The sequence below is a fragment of the Paenibacillus paeoniae genome (genome assembly GCF_003388735.1).
Lineage (GTDB): Bacteria > Bacillota > Bacilli > Paenibacillales > Paenibacillaceae > Pristimantibacillus > Pristimantibacillus paeoniae.
Map to the genome: position 1 here is coordinate 975,602 of NZ_QUBQ01000001.1, position 21,987 is coordinate 997,588.

Annotated in this window: 14 protein-coding genes and 3 tRNA genes; 15 read left to right on the forward strand and 2 right to left on the reverse strand. The window is 51.4% G+C overall.

Going from position 1 to position 21,987, the window contains the following annotated elements:
• The first annotated feature begins 64 nt into the window (after positions 1–64).
• The 8 genes from pyrF to DX130_RS04320 all read left to right on the forward strand — a co-directional run bounded on the left by pyrF (position 65) and on the right by DX130_RS04320 (position 10,994).
• On the forward strand, positions 65–799 hold the full coding sequence (gene pyrF / locus DX130_RS04285; protein ID WP_240644314.1) for an orotidine-5'-phosphate decarboxylase: 735 nt from the start codon (positions 65–67) through the stop codon (positions 797–799).
• Entirely contained in the window at positions 792–1,439 is a 648-nt protein-coding gene (pyrE, locus tag DX130_RS04290) for an orotate phosphoribosyltransferase (protein WP_116043102.1), read from the forward strand. The genes pyrF and pyrE overlap by 8 nt, the downstream gene beginning before the upstream one ends.
• 429 nt (positions 1,440–1,868) lie before the next feature.
• A complete protein-coding gene (locus tag DX130_RS04295) occupies positions 1,869–3,596 on the forward strand; it encodes a methyl-accepting chemotaxis protein (protein WP_116043104.1) in 1,728 nt (575 codons plus the stop codon).
• Positions 3,597–3,786: 190 nt separating this feature from the next.
• Complete coding sequence (locus tag DX130_RS04300; RefSeq protein WP_116043105.1) at positions 3,787–4,560, forward strand: ABC transporter ATP-binding protein; 774 nt, start codon at positions 3,787–3,789, stop codon at positions 4,558–4,560.
• Positions 4,526–5,608 carry an efflux RND transporter periplasmic adaptor subunit gene (locus tag DX130_RS04305; RefSeq protein WP_116043107.1) on the forward strand — a complete coding sequence of 361 codons (1,083 nt, stop codon included), beginning with the start codon at positions 4,526–4,528 and terminating at the stop codon, positions 5,606–5,608. Before DX130_RS04300 ends, DX130_RS04305 begins: the two co-directional genes overlap by 35 nt.
• Positions 5,609–5,611: 3 nt before the next feature.
• Complete coding sequence (locus DX130_RS04310) at positions 5,612–8,506, forward strand: ABC transporter permease (RefSeq protein ID WP_116043109.1); 2,895 nt, start codon at positions 5,612–5,614, stop codon at positions 8,504–8,506.
• 6 nt (positions 8,507–8,512) lie between these two features.
• Positions 8,513–9,409, forward strand: coding sequence for an ABC transporter ATP-binding protein (locus DX130_RS04315; RefSeq protein WP_116043110.1), 897 nt, complete (start codon positions 8,513–8,515; stop codon positions 9,407–9,409).
• The gene (locus DX130_RS04320) at positions 9,402–10,994 is read left to right on the forward strand and encodes an ABC transporter substrate-binding protein (protein WP_116043112.1); all 1,593 of its coding nucleotides are present in this window, start codon (positions 9,402–9,404) and stop codon (positions 10,992–10,994) included. The genes DX130_RS04315 and DX130_RS04320 overlap by 8 nt, the downstream gene beginning before the upstream one ends.
• A 74-nt stretch (positions 10,995–11,068) precedes the next feature.
• On the opposite strand, the gene DX130_RS04325 is transcribed toward DX130_RS04320, so the two are convergent.
• The gene (locus tag DX130_RS04325; RefSeq protein ID WP_116043114.1) at positions 11,069–11,581 is read right to left on the reverse strand and encodes a 2'-5' RNA ligase family protein; all 513 of its coding nucleotides are present in this window, start codon (positions 11,579–11,581) and stop codon (positions 11,069–11,071) included.
• A 405-nt stretch (positions 11,582–11,986) separates the two neighbouring features.
• Here DX130_RS04325 and DX130_RS04330 point away from each other — a divergent pair.
• From DX130_RS04330 to DX130_RS04355, 6 genes are all read left to right on the forward strand, one after another.
• Positions 11,987–12,063 (forward strand) — tRNA-Met (locus DX130_RS04330).
• Between the two features lie 38 nt (positions 12,064–12,101).
• Positions 12,102–12,178 (forward strand) — tRNA-Ile (locus tag DX130_RS04335).
• Positions 12,179–12,198: 20 nt separating this feature from the next.
• A tRNA-Leu gene (locus DX130_RS04340) sits at positions 12,199–12,287 on the forward strand.
• A gap of 257 nt (positions 12,288–12,544) precedes the next feature.
• Positions 12,545–12,754, forward strand: a complete 210-nt coding sequence (locus DX130_RS04345) for a helix-turn-helix transcriptional regulator (RefSeq protein ID WP_116045734.1) — start codon at positions 12,545–12,547, stop codon at positions 12,752–12,754.
• A 2-nt stretch (positions 12,755–12,756) separates the two neighbouring features.
• Positions 12,757–13,053, forward strand: coding sequence for a hypothetical protein (locus DX130_RS04350; protein WP_116043116.1), 297 nt, complete (start codon positions 12,757–12,759; stop codon positions 13,051–13,053).
• A gap of 599 nt (positions 13,054–13,652) precedes the next feature.
• Positions 13,653–14,147, forward strand: a complete 495-nt coding sequence (locus DX130_RS04355; RefSeq protein WP_116043118.1) for a hypothetical protein — start codon at positions 13,653–13,655, stop codon at positions 14,145–14,147.
• A 242-nt stretch (positions 14,148–14,389) separates the two neighbouring features.
• Here the strand turns inward: DX130_RS04355 and DX130_RS26170 are convergent, their stop codons facing one another.
• Positions 14,390–14,587: a hypothetical protein gene (locus DX130_RS26170; protein WP_133297887.1), complete on the reverse strand. Its 198-nt coding sequence runs from the start codon at positions 14,585–14,587 to the stop codon at positions 14,390–14,392.
• Between the two features lie 398 nt (positions 14,588–14,985).
• Between DX130_RS26170 and DX130_RS04365 the strand changes: the two genes are divergently transcribed.
• Positions 14,986–21,870 (forward strand): S-layer homology domain-containing protein, encoded by a 6,885-nt coding sequence (locus tag DX130_RS04365; RefSeq protein ID WP_165861152.1) that lies wholly within the window; start codon positions 14,986–14,988, stop codon positions 21,868–21,870.
• Positions 21,871–21,987: the final 117 nt, after the last annotated feature.

A 21,987-nucleotide genomic window follows, 5' to 3' on the forward strand; every position in this document is an offset into this window, starting at 1 on the left:
ACGAAGCTTCTGGGGCGTGCAAGCGCCTCAGAAGCTTCAACACTATATAGAGGGGGACGTGGCTGTGAAACTGACGAGAGAACAAGCGGCGAAGCGCATTATGGTAGCGCTGGATTATCCGGAAGCTGCTGCGGCTGAGAAATTAATCGAGGAGCTGAAGGGCATACCTTGCTATATGAAGGTCGGTATGCAGCTGTTCTATGCGGCGGGTCCGGCTTTCGTATCGAGCCTGAAGGAACGCGGCTATTATGTCTTCCTGGACGTGAAAATGCACGATATCCCCAATACGGTCAAAGGCGGCTCGAACAGCGTAACGAAGCTTGGCGTTGATATGTTCAACGTGCATGCGGGCGGTGGAGGAGCCATGATGGAAGCGGCGCTTGAAGGTGTGGATGCTGCTCTATCCGGCGGTGCGGCTAAGCCGGCTGTCATAGCGGTCACTCAACTGACTAGTACAAGCCAGTCGGTTCTGAACGATCAAATCGGCATCGGGGGTACGGTGGAGGATGCTGTCCTTCGTTACGCTTCGCTTGCGAAGGCAGCGGGACTTGATGGTGTCGTGGCTTCTCCGTCCGAAGTGGTGGCAATCAAGACGGCATTGGGCGCTTCCTTCCAGACGGTAACGCCGGGTATCCGGCCTGCCGGAGCTGAGCTGAACGATCAAACCCGCATTATGACGCCTGCCGAGGCGCTATGCCAAGGTACGGATTATATGGTTATTGGCCGTCCGATTACAGCGGCTGCGCAGCCGCGCGAAGCATTGGAAACTATTATCGAGGAGCTGATTTCAGTTGAGTAACGTATCATTGGCAGCACTGCCTAACGAAATTGCAAAAAGTTTGCTGGAGATTGGGGCGGTAGCTCTTCGTCCGAATGAACCCTTTACTTGGACCTCCGGTCTGAAATCCCCTATCTACTGCGATAATCGTCTTACGATGACGTATCCGGCAATCCGCGATCTGGTAGCGGAAGGCTTCGCAACGATTATCCGCGAGCGTTACCCTGACGCGGAAGTTATTGCAGGCACCTCGACTGCAGGCATCCCGCATGCGGCTTGGGTTGCTCAGAAGCTGAATCTTCCGATGGCTTACATTCGCGACAAGGCGAAAGGCCACGGAAAACAAAATCAAATCGAAGGCCGAGTTAACCCAGGTCAGAAGGTCATCGTCATCGAGGACTTGATCTCGACTGGCGGCAGCTCGCTGAAGGCGGCACAAGCTGTTCGTGAAGCTGGAGCTGAAGTGAGCGCTGTACTGGCGATTTTCACCTATCAGTTCCCACATGCGGCTCAAGCGTTCGAGAATGACGGCTTCACGCTGGATACGCTATCGAACTATACAGCTCTGATCGAAACGGCTGTTCAGCTTGGAAAAGTAGCAGAAGCAGATGTTGCGGCGCTTCAAGCTTGGCGGAATGATCCGCAATCGTTCGGGAAATAAAGAATAGAACGAGCGTGCTGTGCCAGAAGGTGAAATAGCTGTGCCACGCACCACTAATTGCGCCAAAAGGGCAGAAATCCGAAATTAGTATCGCAGAGCAACACTAAATGATCGGAATCGCCGCAGAAGGGGCAAACGAATGGAAGGCAGAAATAGCGATGCAGGGAGAACCACCCCGCATCGCTATTTCTTTGTTTTTCATAGATTTTTCATGAAGTGCGCTGTCATGTTAAGCAAGCATACCTACTATTGGGACAGACCCTTCTTCATGAAAATCTATGACGAGGCATGACAGGGTCGTATTCAAAGCTCATCCGAAAATTCGACAATGTTCTTGTAAAATCTTTTTCCGCATCTTTCTTTCGACAGGGTGAATAACCGATATAAGAAGTAGATCATTTAAGATATGTGGAAGGTTGGGGGTCAATTATGAAAGTTTCACTGCGTTGGAAACTGGCTTTGTTGGCGGTGCTGCCGCTATTGGTTTACGCGCTGTCCGTGCTTTATGTACTGGGCGAACAAAGAAAGACTTTCGATATTTTGTCGGAAGAGATTTATGAGACGGCGAATCAAGTGGAGTCCTTGATCTTGAACGCAGATCGAGACATGTATCAGGCTTACGTGGCTTATTTGAAAATCGAGTCTGGGAAGCTGGAGCATGAACGGTTTGTTTCCGCCCAAATAGAAATGACGGAAAACCGGGACCAGGCTACCGAACGGGTGGCAGCAGCTAAGTCGATTTTGGAACAGGCGGATTTGCTGCATTTGGCGCATGGTATGTCAGGCAAGTCTGCGGGGGAGATATTTGAAGCATTCGATGTGGAATTCAACAATTGGTTCAAAGAAGCTTATGCGGCAACCGAGGACGGCAAATCAGAATTGAGTGAGTTGATCGATAAGGAGTTTAACTCCAGCCGAAGCGGAATCGACGAGGTGGGAGAGAGCATGGACATCCATTCCGAGACGACGATCGCTAATCTTGAAAAAGAGCTGGATACGAACCAACTGTCTACCTTAATCGCGCTTATCGTTGTAACCATTCTACTTGTCGGATATACCATTGCAATGGTCAAGCTGATTATGACGACAATCCGATCGGTTGTACAGAAGACGAAATTGGTGGGCGAAGGAGATTTGACGGCTCAGCCTGACACTAAATACAAAAAAGACGAGCTTGGTCAAATCTCCCGATCGGTAGATGAAATGATTGCAAGTATGAACGGGTTAATTACAGGCATCGTAGGCAATGCGAAGAGGGTCAGTGAATCTTCTGCGCAGCTTGCGGGCGCGGCCAGCGAGTCGGCATCAGCTTCCGAGCATGTTGCACTTCACATTCAAGAGGTTGCGACCAGCTCCGAGAGCCAGGCGCGCGGTGCGGAAGAGACCTCACGCGCCATCGAGGAGATGGCGGTAGGGATCGGCAGGATTGCTGAAAACACATCGGATATTGCGGATCAATCGAATGTTACGAGTACGCAGGCGGAGCAGGGGCAAGAAGCGTTGCACCGTCTGGTCGGCCAGATGGAAGAGATCAAATCCGTCATAGAGAAATTGTCTGCGACAATCGGTACGCTGGAGAATCGCTCACAGCAGATTGGGGCTATCGCCGAGAACATAACTGCATTCTCCAATCAGACGAATATTCTTTCGTTGAATGCTTCCATTGAGGCCGCTCGGGCAGGAGAAGAAGGAAGAGGCTTCGCGGTTGTTGCAGGTGAAATCCGCAAGCTGGCGGCCAGTTCACTGGAATCGGCTGAGCACATTAACGATCTTGTATCGCTCACGCAAAAGGAGATCTCCGGTGCATCCGGGTATATGCGCGAGACGATGGAACAGGTTGCACATGGCGGAGAACGGATGAAGGATATGAGTCAAAACCTGGATCTGATTGCGGCGTCTATCTCGCGAATGACGGAGCAAATCCAGGAAAACTCTGCGATCACGCAGCAAATGTCGGCAAGCTCCGAGGAAGTGAGCGCATCCGTAGAGCAAAGTGCGTCAAGCGCGGTCGCCAATTTGGAGAAAACCGAAAGCGTCGCGGCAGCGACGGAAGAGCAGCTTGCGCTTATGGAGAGCATCTCATCCTCATCGAAGGAATTGGACGCGATTGTAGGGGAGCTAAGCAGCGCGGTTGCTCACTTCAAAGTGAGGCCTTAGAAGCAAATATCCGCTCCGGCCATAGACATATGGGCCGGAGCGGATTTTTGCGTGGAAACGGAGAGCTGGCAGAAAAAAATGTTTAGAAAAACATGTCACTTATCGTAACTTTTTTATACTTATCACCGTCTATGTGTTTAGATTAGAATTATGAAGTTTCAGGTAAAGGATTGGGGGAGAGGAGAAGCCTATGGCCATCATACAAAATGCCGAGATTAACGATGATCAGGAGGCTCAATTAGAGGAAGCCGCGCAACGGGAAAACACAAGCGAAAGGCTTTCGCCCGAGCCGGGTCAAACGTTGCTGTCCGTTAACCAGGTAGAACGCATCTTCCAGGTTGGGGGCAGATCTTTGCATGTCTTGAAAGGGATTCAGATGGAAGTAAAGCAGAATCAGCTCGTCATGCTGAAGGGGCGCTCTGGCTCCGGCAAGACGACTTTGCTTAACTGTCTAGGAGGCTTGGATACACCAAGCAAAGGCGAGATTGTCTTTAACGGTCAGTCGTTCAGCACGAAGAGCGATAATGAGAGAACGCTCGTAAGACGCAAAGATATGGGATTTATCTTTCAGGCGTTTGCCTTGATGCCCTTGCTGTCCGCTTGGGAGAATGTTGAGTTGTCGCTGCGCATGGCGGGTACGCCGCGAGCGCAATGGAAGGAACGAGTTGAGGAATGCCTGACGCTGGTCGGACTTGAGAGACGGATGCATCACCGTCCGTTCGAGCTGTCCGGTGGTGAACAGCAGCGTGTTGCGATCGCGAAGGCGATTGCGCATAAGCCGATCCTGCTGCTTGCCGACGAACCGACTGCTGAATTGGATACAGGGATGTCTGCGCAAGTCATGGCAGTCTTTCAAAATATTATTCGCACTGAAAACGTCTCAATCTGTATGACTACACACGATCTTACAATTTTGGAGGTTGCCGATCATGTCTATGAAATGGTGGACGGGAAGTTTATTTAAACGTTCATTGATAGTTGCAATGAGCACGACGATCGTATTTACAAGCGGCTGCTCGCTGCTGCCTAAGGAGAAGGAAGAAGAAGTGCTGCCGGAGATTATGCCGGCCCAAATTTCCAAGAAGCCGGAACACGAGGTCACGACGACGACTTTGGTGCAGGGCGTGCCTTTGACGGGCAAGCTCATTTCCATGGAGGAAGAAACGCTTTATTTCACGCTTGGTGAAAAACATATTAAAGAGGTTCATGTCAAAACAGGTGACAAGGTGACGGCAGGCGACATTATCGCAGTGCTGGACGTGGAGCAGCTCGAGAAGCAGCTGAGAAACGACCGCCTTGCGTTCCGCCGCGATGAGAATGACATGAAGCAGACGCTTCGCGACCGCGACACGATGGAGCCGCTTGAATTCGAAGAGAAGCAGATTTTGTTTGAAGAGAAGCGCCAGAAGCTCGTTGATTTGGAGGAAGAGATTGCTAAGGCGACAGTGGTTGCGCCGTTCTCCGGAACCATCGTATCGCTAAACGTTCAGAAGGGCGACACGGTGAAAGCTTATGATCCTATTGCAATCGTAGCGGATACTTCGCTCATTACTCCTGCTTCCAAGCTGACCAAGACGGAGATGGAGAAGGTCTCTGTCGGCATGGAGGTCGAGATTACTATTACAGGCGTCGGCAAGCTGAAGGGTAAAGTGAAGCAATTGCCGGTGAAGTCATCAGAGCAAAACAACGGCGGAGGCGGCTTCCCAGGTGGAGGCGGCAATGGCGAGAACAAGCCGGAGCGTCCAGAAGACTTTATGCTCCTGGATATTCCGGAGCTGCCTAGCGGACTAAACCGCGGCACGCCAGTAGCGATCAATGTCATTACGAAGCGTACCGAAAATGCTGTTGTTATTCCGCCATCCACGCTCCGCATGATCGGACCGCGCACATACGTGCAGGTCGTCGATGATAACGGCAAGCGCGAGGTAGATGTTGAAGTAGGCCAGCAAACGGCTCAATATATTGAAATTTTACAAGGGCTTAAGCCGGGGCAGAAAGTCGTAGGTAAATAGCCCATGGGTATTCCGCTGTTTCGATTCTTATTCCGCAAAATGTGGAATACGCGATGGTTGACGTTAAGTACGCTAGCGGGTTTGATACTGGCTGTCGCCTTTGCTACGAGCATACCGATGTATGCGGATGGAGCGCTTAAGCGGGTAGTCGCCGAGTCATTGAATGAGAAGAGCGAAGGCATGCCCGCAGGCTCCCTGCTCATTCGTTATCAGTCAACTCCAGGACAGGCGACGGATCTTGGCGCATTGTCAACGCTGGATGAATACATCAAAAACGAAGTGCCTAAAGACATCAGCTTTACATACTCCACGTTTATGAAAAATTACTCGATTCGCAGCGCCGATGTCGTTCCTGAGGATCCTACCAAGGTAGATGCCGGCCGAAACCGTCAGTTGACCCTTATGTCGCTATCGGAACTAAAGGATCATACGGAAATTGTGCAAGGCCGCTGGTTTGAGAACGGCTCCGGCAAATCAGATCTGATTGAAGCTGTCATGCTGGAAGAAGCGATGTTCCGTAACGATGTACATATCGGCGATATTTTCGAATACCCGATATACGGCGGGCTGAATCTGAGACTTCGTGTTCAGATCGTCGGTGCTGTCAATCCGACCAACGCATCGGAAGAATATTGGTACCAAGGCTTCGACAGCTTGTTCAGCACCTTGCAAGTCAGTGAGGAGACATTCCAGAAGGTGCTCATGGAGCAGAACAAAGTTCCGCTTCATAATGCTGGATGGTATTACTCCTTTGACTTGTCCGAAGTAAAGACCAGTCAGCTCAGCCCGCTCGGCCGCACGCTTAACCGGCTGGATATCGAGCTGTATCAGCGTTTGAAGGATACAAGAGTGGAGATTTCATTCGCGTCTACCCTCACTGAATTCAAAAAGCAAAGCCTTCAGTTGCAGACGCTGCTCTTCACGCTTGCCGCACCGATGATCGCTATGGTGTTCTTCTTCATCGCAATGAACGCACGCCAATCGCTCGACAAGCAGCGCAGTGATATCGCGGTGCTGCGAAGCCGGGGAGCGGGTACGAGGCAGATTATATGGATCTATCTGCTGGAAGGCTTATTGCTAGGCGCGGTAGCGCTTGGAATGGGGCCATTCATCGGCTGGTTTATGGCCAAGAGCATTGGCTCCGCTAACGGCTTCTTGTCCTTCGTCAACCGGAAGTCCATTCCGGTAGGCTTCTCCACGGAGGCGATGATTGCCGGCGGCAGCGCCGTTCTGCTGGCAATTATGGCGACGGTTATACCGGCCATCATGTATGCCCGCGCTTCCATCGTCAGTTACAAACAGGATCTGGCACGCTCTGACCGCAAACCGGTTTGGCAGCGGTGGTTCCTGGATGTGCTCTTGCTGGTGGCAGCCGGATATGGCTGGTATATGTTCAATGAACGCCAGATGCTGACGTTCAAGACAGGAATGACAACAGACCAGCTGAATGTTCAGCCGTTCTTATTCTTTGTTCCGGCACTAACGATCTTTGCGCTCGGCCTATTCTTCCTGCGGTTGTTCCCTTGGCTGCTTAAGTTATTCAATTGGCTGGGGCGGAAGTTCCTTCCGGTACCGCTATTCTTGACATTAACTCAGTTGTCCCGTTCATCGAAGGGATATTATCCGCTTATGATTCTTCTCGTCTTGACACTCGGACTTGGGGTGTACAACGCTTCAGCGGCGAGAACGATAGACTTGAACTCCACAGAACGTACTCTATATAAATACGGCTCGGATGTCATTATTGAGACCGTATGGTACGGATCACCTGAAGTTACGCTGAAACCGCCTGGTGGCGGAGGCGGCAATGGTGGCGGTGGAGGTGGAGGTAACGGCGGTGGCGGTGGCGGAGGAAACGGCGGTGGAGGCGGCGGCAACGGCGGCGGCATACCATCCCGTATTCTCTATAATGAACCGCCGTTCGAGATTTACCGTGAGTTGGAGGGTGTAGAGGCTGCTGCCCGTGTCCTGACGACAAAAGGCAACATCGTCATCTCCGGCAAGTCGATTGGCCAGGGTAATGTGGTGGGTATCGACAACACGGACTTTGCGAAGGTGGCTTGGTTCCGTGATGATCTCTACCCGGTTCATCCGAATTATTATTTGCACAACTTGGGGTTGTTCGAGCATGCAGCTATCATTCCAAAAGGGGTTGCCGATAAGTATCAGTTGAAGCTCGGCGACATTGTATCTGTTGGTTTCCCTGACGGTATGATTGAGTTTTCGGTTGTCGGTATCTTGCCTTACTGGCCGAGTCAGTATCCGGATAAGACGCCATTCATCATTACAAACCTGGATTATATCTTTGATCAAATTCCGATCACGCCGTACAACGTATGGTTGAAAATGAAGCCTGAAGCACCACTCGCGCCAATCATAGAAGGTTTGCAAAAAGCAGGCATGGAAATTGCCAGCATCAAAGATGTTCGCAGCGAGCTTCTTACCCAATCGAAGCATCCGACAAGAGGCGGCGTATTCGGCATCCTGAGTCTTGGTTTCCTCGTATCGGTAGTCATTACGCTGGCGGGTTATGTGCTTTTCTGGTTCTTCAACCTGTCAGGCCGGGTCGTACAGTTCGGTGTCCTGCGTGCAATGGGATTGTCGCGCAAGCAACTGACCGGCATGCTGCTTCTGGAGCAGCTGTTCACAGCTGGCCTTGCGATCGGACTTGGCGTTCTGATCGGAAAAGTAGTCAGCAAGCTCTTCCTGCCGTTCCTGCAGACGACAGAGAATGTAGCGGAGACGGTACCGCCGTTCCGCGTCATCTTCGAGGCGAAGGACACGAACCAGCTCTTCATTGTTGTCGGAGTTATGATGCTGATCGGGGCGGGGCTGCTCTTCCTGCATATCCGCAGACTGAAGGTGCATCAAGCAGTGAAAATGGGAGAGGAGCGTTAACGGCCAATGATTCATTGCGAAGGCTTAGTCAAAATATACAAAACCGACGATCTCGAGGTCGTTGCGCTTCAAGGTCTGAATCTGACTGTAGAAGACGGCGAGCTGATGGCGATTATCGGCAACAGCGGCAGCGGCAAATCGACGCTTCTTAATACGCTAGGAGGACTTGACCGGCCGTCGGCCGGTCAGGTCAAAGTAGGTCCCTGGGATTTGCTTAAGATTACAGAAGAAGAGCTTGTACAGTACAAGCGGGAGACGGTTGGCTTCATTTGGCAGAACAATGCGCGGAACCTATTGCCATACTTAACGGCACTAGAGAACGTAGAAATGCCGATGATGCTCTCCGGCAAGTCAGATCGCGCCTACGCACAGCAGTTGCTGGAGTGGGTCGGGCTAAAGGAGCGGATGCACAACAAGCTGCATCAGCTCTCCGGCGGCGAACAGCAGCGTGTAGCAATCGCGATCTCTCTATCGAATCGCCCTAAGCTTCTGCTTGCGGATGAGCCGACAGGCTCAGTCGATACGGCGACATCTGATTTGATTATGGGGATCTTCCGGAAGCTGAACCGTGAGATCGGCATCACCATTGTCATTGTTACGCACGACATGACCTTGGCCGGCAAGGTTGACCGCGTCGTCGCGATACGAGACGGCTTGACCAGCACGGAGTTTATTAAACGTAATCCGAATATTACGGACGGGGGGGATTTAATTCAGTCTGCGGGCCGAAACCCCAATTCCGTCCATGAAGCGTATGTGGTCGTGGACCGGGTCGGTCGGCTGCAGGTGCCGAAGGAGTATCTTACGGCGCTAGGCATTAAAGATAAGGCATCAATGGAATTCGACGGAGAGCGGATCGTCATCTCTTCACCAAAATCATTAGGAGGTAGTGGCAATGAATAGAAAAAGCCAAGTCAAATCTCGTTTTTCAAGATGGACGATGATTGCTCTGACGCTCACGCTCCTTATCGGCTTGCTGTCGGCGTGCAGCAGAGGCAACGATCCGTCAAAGACTGACACATCAGTCGTACGTATAGGGGTGCTTTACAGCGACTCCGACAATGAGCCATACTTCCGTCAGCAGTATACGGATATGTTCGAGATGCAGAATCCGAACATCCAGTTCGAAATTGTAGGTGCGATCAACTACGAAGATCAGCGTTATGTACAGCCTGAGCCTGGCAAAGAACCAGAACAGCCGGACCCTTATGAAAAAATGAAAGAAATGCTGACAGGTCAAAACCCGGTTGACGTCGTCGTGTTAGACTACAACATGCTGCGCCGGTTCAACCAAGACAATCTGCTGCAGCCGCTTGATCCTATGATTCAGAAGGACAAATTCGATATTAGCGACTATGTGCCTACCGTTATCGAAGGGATTAAGTCAGTCGGCGACAACAATATTTATGCACTGACGCCTACTTTTTCATCTGCAGCACTCTATTACAACAAGAAGATTTTTGCAGACATGAATATCGAGCCTCCTACGGATAAAATGGATTGGGAGGAAATCTTCAGCAAAGCTCGTCAGGTAGCAAACGGCGAAGGTCAGGATCGTGTATTCGGATTCTCCTTCAATCGTTGGGCCAATGATCCGTTCGGCGATGCGAGCAACTATAGCTCAGCACTTCAACTGCGTACTTGGGATGAAAAAGCTGAGACGATGCTCGTTAACAGCGATCAATGGGAAAAGGTATGGAATACTATTTACGGACTTCATAAAGATAAGATCGTTCCGGATCAACAATACATGAATGAGATGTACGAGAAGAGAAGCTCTACTGACGCGCCGTATCAGCCGTTTTTTGGCGATTTGTTCTTAAGCGGCAATGTTGCGATGATGATTAGCGAATCGTACTACGTGAATGAGTTGCGCAAAGCAAGTGATAACGCAAGCAAAATCAAGGATTTTGACATGGTAGATTGGGACGTTGTCACTGTTCCGGTCAGCTCTTCGAATCCTGGTGCAGGTGGTTATATTGGCCTTAGCCAGCTAATGGGCATTAACGCAAAAGCTCAAAACCCTGAAGGCGCTTGGGAATTCATTAAGTTCACCAATAGCAAAGATTGGGCAAAGCTGAAATCGAGAAGCAATTATGAGCTTGTAGCGCGTAAGGAGTTCTTGAAGCCTGTGGGCGGATTAACGTATAACATCGATGCGTTCACCCTGCTGAAGCCATTGCCGCCAGTTACGAATATGGATGACAATATTTACCGTAACAAACCAAATATATGGCAAGTGCAAGGGATCGGACAAGAAATGTTCCAAGAAGTTATGAATGGCACGAAAGATGTCAAGCAAGCCCTTGCTGAATGGGAGACACGAGGCAACGCCCTTCTCCAGCAACCGGCAGGAGGCGAGGGCGATGGCACAATCGAAGTTATGCCAATGCCAAGAACGATGACCGAAGAAGAGGCTATAAAAGCTGCAGCCGGAGAAATTACGATTGAAGAAGTACCAGTGGACAATGTGGTAGTTGAAGAATAGCTCATGTATGAAGCCGTTGTACAGCCTGCTATAGGCCGTACAGCGGTTTTTTCGTACCTAGGCGGCTCTTTGGACTATCCTTCCAGCTGGAAGGACTGATATGCTGTCCAGGTCCCTTGATCGGTCTGGTAGAGCAAGTGGAGTCTATCTACGTGACTAGTGAGGTGGATTTGGCGCATTTTCAGCTTGCCTTGAAGATCATGCAGCTCACCTTCGCTCATTTGTTGTCCGATTGTGACATGCGGCGTATACACGTATTTTGGCCGCGTAATGGCAAGTGGCCCGCTGCATACATCTTGATGCAGCTTGACGACAGGAGAGGGATCCTCCAGGGCGTAGTAGAGCACATGACTGACAGGAAAGAAGGAGGAGACGCGATTGAAGGTCATTTGAAACGGCTTCAAATGAGTGGTTATCGTCTTTAAGTGCGAGATGGCTAGCTGCAGCTTCTCTTCGCTCCATTCCTCGGCTTCACGCAGTGTCAAATGGGGAGGGATCTTGCAGTAATGCGGATCATGACGAATGCGCCAGCTATTGGCGGCGTCTTGGACTTCCTTCTCCGGGAATAAGGCAATACCGTATAGCATAACGTTTCAACTCCTTTCCATCGTTTTTGGTTTGTTACGACTAGTATACCCGGAATATGGAACGGCTAAGAACAGGACATGCTTGTAATCGCATTTTTTTGGGAATGATATACGCAACATCGGCGCAACTGGAGGCGTACTTTCATGAGATGGGTATATTGGCTTCGCTTGTATGAGACCAAATTTCAAGCGGGATGCTTGGTGAAACGTATGGAAAACGATTGGTGGATTTACGGTTATGACTGTCCTCGAGAGGTCGAGGTGTTTCGCTCGCGGAAGGGGCGTTATGGGGTGCGTTTTCTCCCGTAGCCTATTTTAGTAAAAAATGCTTGACTGTAAGCAATGACCTATAGTATATTAATTCATGTCGCCATTTAAAGAAGCTATTGTTCAAATGGTTAACGTCGCGGGGTGGAGCAGCTCGGTAGCTCGTCGGGCTCATAACCCGAAGGCCGCAGGTTCAAATCCTGCCCCCGCAACCAAACAAGTCGATCAATACGTTGAAATATACGTTATTCGAGGGCCCTTAGCTCAGTTGGTTAGAGCGGTCGGCTCATAACCGATTGGTCGGGGGTTCGAGTCCCTCAGGGCCCACCATTTGTCTTAGCAACAACCATGCCGGGGTGGCGGAACTGGCAGACGCACAGGACTTAAAATCCTGCGGTGGGTGACCACCGTACGGGTTCGATTCCCGTCCTCGGCACCATCTTTACCAAACCCAGTAAGGCGCAGTGCTTTACGATTGTGGTTAAATTACGGAACGTCTACATAGTAAAGAAATCCTGCTTCATCATGATTCGTACAATCGTACGTACATGATGAAGCAGGATTTTTTTATTTCAGTTGTTAGATTGAAAAAAGATAGCTCAGAGTAAAAATTAAAAGTAAAGGTTACTTGACATTATACATAAATGTAAAGTATATTTTACGTAAAGGTTGCTTTACATGAAGGGCAGGGATAGCATGAAGCATCGTTTGAAGGAATTAAGGGCTGTAAATGGATGGACGCAGGAAAATTTGTCAGAGCAAGTAGGAGTTTCACGGCAAACAATTATCTCTATCGAAAGTGGTCGGTACAATCCATCATTGGAGTTGGCTTATAAGATCGCTAAAGCATTTCGTTGCACAATTGAAGATGTTTTTATTTTTGAGGAAGGAAGTGAGGAGTCATGAATATGAATCAGCTTGTTGGCTTGCTTGGCATACTTGTCGGTGCTTCTTTTGGGGTCATTGGTGTATGGTGGGGACTTAAAAAAGCAGCTAAGAACAGAGGGGTAGATGAACGATTAAAAGTGATTGTTGCCAAATCACATAGTACTTCCTGGTTTATTACATTAGGAGCAATCTATTGTATATTTATTTTATATTTATTAGGTGTAGAGTTTTCTGTACCAGCTGCGCTTGGTAGCCTTATCTTTATTCAATTAGGAGGCTGGTCAATTTCGATGTATTTCTATCATAAGAAGTACTAGATGAAAGCTGAATGATGAGACGGGGAGACGCACAGGACTTAAAATCCTGCGGTGGGTGGTTACTGTGTGGGTTCGTTTCCCGTCTTCGGCATATCTAGTAGTAAATGAAATCGCTTGATACTAATGTTTTTTTTGGATGCGTTAGTTCAACAAACTCACCGTAAATAGACATCATTTTTGTTATAGAATGATCGTAGTGGTTATTAGGTATGTTGCTGCCGACCGTTTGAAAAAAGTTGAAGAAGCGAGCACTTGGCTATGATGGTACAGATTCTATTGCGATGTACAAAAGCGCCTATTTGAATCATTAACAACAACTATGATAATCTTAGACAATCACTCGAAGTCTATCGATGAACGTTGGCACTTTGAAGTGTTTTTTCGGACTGCCAGACAGGAACTTGGTTTTGAGTCTTGCTACTCCATACCCAAAGAGTAGCAGTATGCCCATATGGAATTGCTGTTCGTCACCGAGAAGATGTTTGTTTATGGTTTGTGGAAGTAAAGAAAGAAAAATTTGTCCGCCTGAATTTGCTATTCAATTTCGAATAGTATAGAAGACACACAACAAGAAACCAACATGAAGGGATTGAGCGGTAATGGAACGCCTTATCATTTCGGAAGATGATATGGTGAAGGAATCAATTGAATTCGCTAATGTATACCCCATTTTAATGAATGAAGTTGATCGCATCGAATCTGTGCGTGGGAAGCTGAACGACTTTCAGCTGATGCTGGCCGTCTCTCAGGCCAAGGATGCGGTAGGGATTTTGGGCTGGGAGCGTCGGCTGACCGTAAACGCGGCATTGGAAAAATACGCAAGCATCTATCGGGAATCCGGCAGAGAAGAAGCGGATTACTGGGTTGCCGAAACGTTTGGTTTTATGATCGATTGGAGCCAGACGACTGAAGAGGGGATGCCCGAGGAGCAGCCATCATCTCCGAATGCGGAGGTCGATGCATTGTCGACCGATGGAGCCGCCGAGCCTGCCGAACCTCGTTTAGAAGAAATCTCCGGGCTAATCGCGGAGAAAGAAGCGGAGCTGCTGCAGCTTTACCGGGAGTATCATCGGCTTGCCAATCAAGAGTCGTAAGAGGAGATAGCAGAGAGTGGTCAACGTAATGATGCATTCTCACTATGTTTGCATGAGGTAATCTGCCGATCAATCGATAGAGCAGTTCTTGGGTTCCTCGATCCCAGTACAACGGGTTAGTTTAAAAAACAGCGATAGTCTAGGACTTTATTTTCCAGTCCTCTGCTATCGCTGTTTTAATTTCTAAGGTGATGCGTTAAATCTTATGTTGCGTAGTAACGTGCAGGGCAGCCAATTACCGCCTACAGGCGGTAAAACTGGTGATTTGCTTTGATATAAGTTACATCGTTGTCGCAAGATACGGAGTGCTCGCTATGGGCGACAATTCGAATATTGGCGTCCAGCAGCTCGTTGTCACGGTACACGGCGATAAGCTGAGAGAAGACGCGCATTCTCTCGAAATCCGGATCCGACACGATTTGACGATTTACTTGCTTCATAAGTATGGCCCCTTTATTGGTAGAAATGGGTTGGAAGATAGGAACGTCATATTCATTGTAACAGCTCATCCGTCAAATGAAAATGAAATATCGCCTCGCCTACGCATCGTACCCGGGAAGCTTCTTATGAAGGTAGACGCACCGGAGAGTTTGGAGGACATTAATCTGAACAAGTTTAATAGCAATAACCGGTGAGGAGGCAAGATGTTGATGACGGAATATCAGAAGCAGGCTCAATACGGATTGTAACCATGAACAACGTACCTTCTCGATCTATTTTTATGCCATTCAGTCCCATTTCCGTAATAACGCACATATTCCCCATAAAAACGCCAATCATGGCAGCCGGGATCTTATCCTATAATGAGGTTAGCTCAAAAAATAGGAGGTCTTGGATAATGTTGATGTTACGCAGGAGAAAACCGATATCGCTACTGCTGGCGATCGTCATGCTGCTTTCTACATTGGCTGCAGTGCCAATGGTGCCACTGGGCGGGGACAACGTAGTTTGGGCAGCGGCTGACCAGGCGCCGGCAAGCGAGTTCGTGCGCATCAAAAACAGATGGACAGACCATTATTTGTACGAAGACAAAAGCGGTATCGTCCGATACGGTTTCACGTCGGCTACCGATGAAAGCTCGCATTGGGCGATTGAAGATGGAACAAATGGAAGCGGTTCCAAGTCTATTCGCAACCGGGCAACAGGACAGTACATATCAGTTGCGGACATTGCTGGACGCAGCAGCGCGCTGACTACGGCGTCAGCTGCAGCAGGGAGCGATACGGCCTGGATCGTGGAGCCTGCAGTCAACCGCGCGGGTCAATTCACGATCCGCAGTGCAAAGTTTACGAGCGGGACGTATTTTATCCATGAGGAAGATCAACTCGGTTACGCCCAGGTTAGCGGAGATATCGGCGCGGAATGGGAAAGCCCGCAATGGTCGTTCGAGACGGCGCAGACGGAGCAGGCTGTGCGGATCTACAACAAATTCAGGAAAGCCTATCTATACGAAGAGACGGAAGAGGGAGAGGATAAGGGGAAAATCGCGTATGGCAACATTGCACACCAAGATGCGGCATCCCATTGGTACGTGCGGGAGGTAACGGATAACGGAGACGAAGGTGCGACGGTTGAGCTCCGCAACGCGCTTACAAATCATGTGGTCACGCAAGGTACGCATTGGGCGGCGATTACAGGTAAGACCTGGGAAGCCAGCGCTAAAAACCACTGGGTAATGGCACCCGCTTCGAACGAAGGTTACGTCACCTTCACCAACGTATTTGCGGCCGATACCGGGGAAGATTCGCCGGAGGAGATTCCGCAAGGGACATACGTGTTGAATACGCAGTTTGAAGACGTTTTTGTCCGCTCCAACAGCTGGTCGAACGCCGGCAATGACAATGCGCAGTGGCGAATCGAAGTCGCTCCCGCCATCCAGCCGGTCAGGCTCGTCAACTATCGGGATATTGGCGACGAGAGCAGCAAGATTTATTTGTTTGATGACCAGGGACTGGTGAGATACGGGGCGCTGGAGGCGGACAGTGCCGCTTATCAGTGGATCATAGAGGATTACAATGGAAGCAAAAGAATTCGCAATTTGCAGTCCGGCCTCTATATGTCGCCCCAAAATATCGGGGCTGCCGAAGATCCGCTGGAGGTGCTGACGGACGAAGGTGGCGCGGGACAATGGCGGTTGAATGAATCGCCTCTGTACGATAATTTCGTTAGCATAGAAAGTGCGATACGATCCGGACAGTACATCCATGTAGGAGATGCAACGGGCTTCGCCCAAGCGGGAGAGGTCGACTCCGCAGGCAGCGATGCGCAGTGGTATGTAGAGGACCCGGCTGCAAGCGCAGGCGGCGGCACGCAGATCGTGCAAATTCGCAATGTATGGCAAAATATGTATTTGTACGAAGATGACAACGGGGTGTTGAAATACGGCAACGCGAGATCTGGCGATCAACGCGCCGAATGGATTGTGACGCGCTACAACGGCCGCAGTCTGATCCAGAATCGCGCGACCGGTCATTATTTGAACGTACTGAATCAAACGACGGGCCATTTGCCGCTGTCGGAACTGAACATCGAGACGTTGACCGACGAACAGCTGCTTAGCGTACTGTGGCGCATTAAGGACAACGGCGGGGGCAGAAACATCTGGAGCGCACGGGATTTGAACAATGTTCCTGGTGAACAGGCGTATATCAATTTGCAAAACTTGACCAAATACGCGGAGTACAGTGCCATTAATCCGAACTGGGGCAGTCCAAAATGGCAGTTTGTTACCGTTGTGGGCGATGCCGTGTCTTATGTACGCATCAAAAACAATACGACGGGCGACTATTGGTATGAGGACAACGGCGTAGTCAAGTATGGCGATCCGGCCGACACCGATTTTCTGTCGCATTGGCTGGTGGAGGAATCGGACGGCGGGCGCAAGGTGATCCGCAACCGCGCTACGGGCCATTACGTGTCGATGCAGCCATCAGGTTCGGACGAATCCGAGATTGAGAATGCGGACATAGCTGTTCGCGCTATCGAGGTGGGTGCAGGGTGGAGCAGCCACAAATGGCTGATGGAGGAAAACGGAGAGCTCCAAGCGTTCAGGAACGGCTGGACAAATGATCATTATTTGACTACCCGGGACAGTCTCGGTCATCTGCAGCGCATTCGCTCCGCGCAATTGACGTCTCCGGAAGCGGAGGACAGCAAATGGTTTGCGTTCGAAAATGCGCCGAACATGTCTCCGTATGTGCGGATCAAAAGCAAAAACGCAAGCGGATACTGGTATGAGCAGGATAAGATGCTTCGCTACGGCGATTTGGACGCCTCTGATTCCCGTACGCACTGGTTCATGGAGGATGCTGGAGACGGAGCGCAATATGTCCGCAACCGCGCGACCGGTCATTACATTAACATTGAATTTATGGACCGCGACAACCCGGCATCGGCGATTAGCGTCGAGCACTTTGAGATGGAATGGGGTGCGGCGAGTCCCAAGTGGGTAATTGAAGACGCAGCGACAGCGGGATATGTACAGTTCAAAAATGCATGGAATTCTTGGCGTTTTCTCTCAACCAAGGATGAGCTCGGCCATGTGCAGCAGGTCGCGAATCCGCAAGCCAGCGATGACGACATTCAATTCGCGATGGAAGGTGTACCGGCGGATCAACTGCTGCTGCCGGTCCAATATATCCGGATCAAAAATGTCGCAAACGGGCAATATTTGCTCCAATCGGACAAAAACGTGGTTGTATACGGCAAACCGGCGGCTGACAATGCTTATTCGCATTGGCTGCTGGAGAGCGGCGACGGCACGCAGCGGATTAAAAACCGCGCGACCGGTATGTATGTATCGCTGACACCGGACTACAAATATGCCGAAACGACGGCAAGCGATGTGAACGCTGGCAAGTCGCAATGGATCGTGGAGGGCGCTCCGATCGGAGACGCATTTATGCTCCGGAGCTTGATGCCTGGTTATTCGGATGAATATTTGAATACGGCTTCCGCACTGGGTTATCCGGAGCGCGGACTCCATCTGATTTCCAATACAAACCTGCATTGGACGTTTGAGACTACGCCGGCAGAGGCAGTAACGCCGGAATGGCCGGAGGAGCCGCAGCTCAATGCGGCAACGGCGATCTTAGACGATTCCAACTACGTGCGACTAATCAACAAGGCAACGGGTGAGCTGCTGCTGGAGCGGGACGGCAAAGCGATTCCGGCAGGCGCTGCGGCAACGGCGGACGATCCGCAAGCGCATTGGCTGAGGCAGGACTATAATGGTCACAAGCTGTTCAAGAACCGGGCAAGCGGCCGTTTGCTCATGGTGTCGTCCGCTGGCTCCGAAGTGACGACAAGCGCTCGCGGATCATCACCGATCGGACTCGGCGCGCAATGGAATGTTCGCGAAATTCTGGGCTACGAAGAGATCATTAGCGTATTACTAAGCGGCCAACTGCTGAGGCAAAACGGCGAGGCAATCCAACATGGCGCACCTGGCGATGATGCCTCCCGCTGGACGCTTGATCCGGTAGAAGGTACCGTTCGTTATGAAGCGGAAAAAGCGTTCGTCTCCGGCGGCGTTGCAGTGACGTCGGGGACAACCGGTTACGCGTCAGGCTTTGGCAAGACGGGCGCGCGGGCCATTATTGCAGTCAACGGGCAGGAGGACGGCGATTATGAAGCCGCGATCCGCTACAGCAACCCGGCCAGTACTGCGCAAACGCTGACTTTGAAGGTGAACGGGTTGGAAGCGGGACAATTGCAGCTTGCGCCAACCGGTAGCGGCGTATGGCGGGAACTGGCCGTAACGCTGCCGCTGCGTGAGGGCTACAACTCCGTCAGTCTGGAACGGACGGCTGCGGATACCGGGACGGGGCAGGTGCTGATCGATGCCGTCGTGGTGCACGACAACGTCAATCTGGATTATCGCGGGGCCACTCTCCCGTATACGACATACGAAGCCGAGCATATGGCGACGAACGGCACGCTGCTGGGTCCGTCCCGCGTCTATCTGGATGTGGCGTCGGAGGCTTCCGGGCGGCAAGTGGTCAAGCTGAACGAGACGGGGCATTACGTGGAGTTTGAAGCGGCCAAGGACGCTGACTCCATTGTCGTTCGTTACTCGATCCCGGATGCGCCGGCAGGCGGAGGCATTGAAGCAACGATCGGCGTTTACGTTGACGGACAGTTCCGCGCCGAGCTGGATTTGAACTCAGCTTATGCCTGGGTATACGGCAACTATCCGTGGTCGAACGATCCGAAGCAAGGCAGCGCGCATCGCTTCTTCGACGACGCGCGGGCGATTATCGGACAGATTCCAGCGGGATCCACCGTCAGACTGGAAGTTCGAGAGTCCGACGAAGCAGAGTACTATATTTTCGATCTGATCGATCTGGAGCAGGCTGGGCCTGCGCTGGCGATGCCGGAGGGCTTCCTGTCGATTACTGAGTTCGGCGCTGTAGCGGATGACGGCCTGGATGATACAGAGGCGTTCAAAGCCGCGATGGAAGCTGCGAAGGAGGAGGGCAAAGGCGTTTGGGTGCCGAAAGGCACGTTTGAGGTCGGCGACGGACTGCTGATACTGGACAACGTGACGATCCGCGGAGCGGGTAAATGGCATACGATTCTGAACGGAGCGAAGTTTTTTGGCAACGGCAGCAATATCGGCGTCTTCGATCTGTTTATCGATGGAAAAATCAGCGTGCGTGACGACTACGCGCAGACGAATGGGTTCGAAGGAGCGTTTGGTCCAGGCTCGACGGTCCAGAATGTATGGATTGAGCACACGAAGACCGGACTATGGCTAACCCGTCCGATCAACAAAGGCGGCTACACATTTAACACTGATCTGTATACGAATGAATTCTATATCGCTGGTTCGCGTATTCGCAACGTTATGGCGGACGGCATGAACTTCGCCGTAAATACGAAAAACAGCATGGCCGAGCATATGAACATCCGGTATCCCGGCGACGATGGCATGGCGATGTGGTCTTTCGTGGAGAATGTGCCGACCGATTACACAGAGAACAACACGTATCGTTTCAATACGGTGCAGCTGCCGTGGCTGGCCAACAATATCATTGTTTTCGGCGGCAAAAATCATAAGGTTCAGGACAATATTGTGCTGGACACGGTCGCTCATGGTTCGGGCATTAGCGTATCGACGAAATTCACGCCAACGCCGTACGAGGGCATGTTCGTTGTAGAGCGAAACACGCTGATTCGCACGGGCAGCAGCGACCCTGGCGCAGGCTACAACACGGGTGCCATCTGGATTTATGCCTATGATCGCGATATTGACAGCGAAGTCATTATTCGCCATAATACGGTGCTCGACAGCACGTACCACGGTTTGTCTATCGGCGGCGCCAAGACGCTGGGATCCGTCAGCAGCACACGCGCTAAGGTGACGGTAGAGGATATGGTCATCGACGGAGCTGGATTGACCGGCGTGGAGGTCGGCTCGACGGTTAAAGGCGCGATTAATTTCAAAAATGTCATCATCCGCCATACGAAGTTTGGGGCAATTAACAATGCAGCGGGAGACGCCTTCCGGATCCATCAGCTGTCGGATAAACCGGAGGGGCCGGGGCAGGGTACCGTAACGGGCGGATCGACCGAGCTACCGGGAAGCTCGGCTGATAATGATAGAAGGCTAAGTGAAGGCGCAGCGGGCAAGCAACCGGTCATCGAGCTGTCCGTGAATTCACAAGGCATCGCGGAGCTTTCGATTGCAGCACTTCGGGCTGCGGCGGTGCAAAATCCGGGCGCATCGGTCGTTGCGAAGTCGGGCAGAGCCAGCTACGTGCTGCCTGTCGACTTGATGAGTCTGATCGCGCCGTACGTTGAGGGCGACACAGAAGCGGATGGCACGCTGATCTTGAAAATTGAAGGCGTTACAGCACAGCTTCGCGATGAAATCGCGTCTCGGGCGCGAGAGGCCGGGCTTGAACTTGCGGGCGAGCCGGTGCAGTTCCGTCTGTATCTGAAGCGTGGCGACAGCCTGCAGGAGCTGAACGGCTTCGGACGGACATACATTACGCGCACCATTACGGTAGACGGACAGTTGGATTCGGCAACATCCGCGGCCATGATCTATAATCCGGGCACGAGGGAGTTCCGCTACGTACCGGCACTGTTCTCCTCAGAGAAGGAGAGTACAACAGCGACGATCATGAGTCCAGGCAACAGCATTTATGTTGTGGTTCATGGTGCCAAGACGTTCACCGACATTGAACGGCATTGGGCACGCGGCAGCATTGAGCAGCTCGCTTCGAAGCGGATCGTATTCGGCAAGTCCGAGGGCCGCTTCGCACCGCAGGATGCCATTACCCGTGCAGAATTTGCGGCGCTGCTGGTGCGCGCACTGGGACTCCGGGCTGGCATCGGCGGTAATGCAGACTTTGGCGATGTGAAGGCGTCGGACTGGTTCTATCGCGAAGTATCAATTGCAGCGGAGTTAGGCTTGGTCTCCGGCTTCGGTGATGGAAACTTCCGGCCGAACGATACGATCACACGTGAGCAGATGGCGGTTATGGCGGCGAATGCGCTGAGTGCGAGCAGTGCGGCATCCGGAGCGGCCGATAAGTTCGGCGACGGGGATCGGATTGGCGTGTGGGCCAGGAGTGCAGTCGAGCATGTCGTGAAGCTGGGCATTATGCAAGGCAAAACGGAGATCGTCTTTGCGCCGAAGGATCTGGCGACACGTGCCGAAGCGGTTGTTGTGCTGAAGCGTGTGCTGCTGGAGATGAAGCTGATCGACGAGTAGACACTTTCGGCTGAACGAAGCCGGAGTGAAGCGACAAAAAGAAACGATGCCCGAACCATAGACGGTTCGGGCGTCGTTTTGCTGTATTCGGATTTGGGCTGGGATCCGAAACATGTA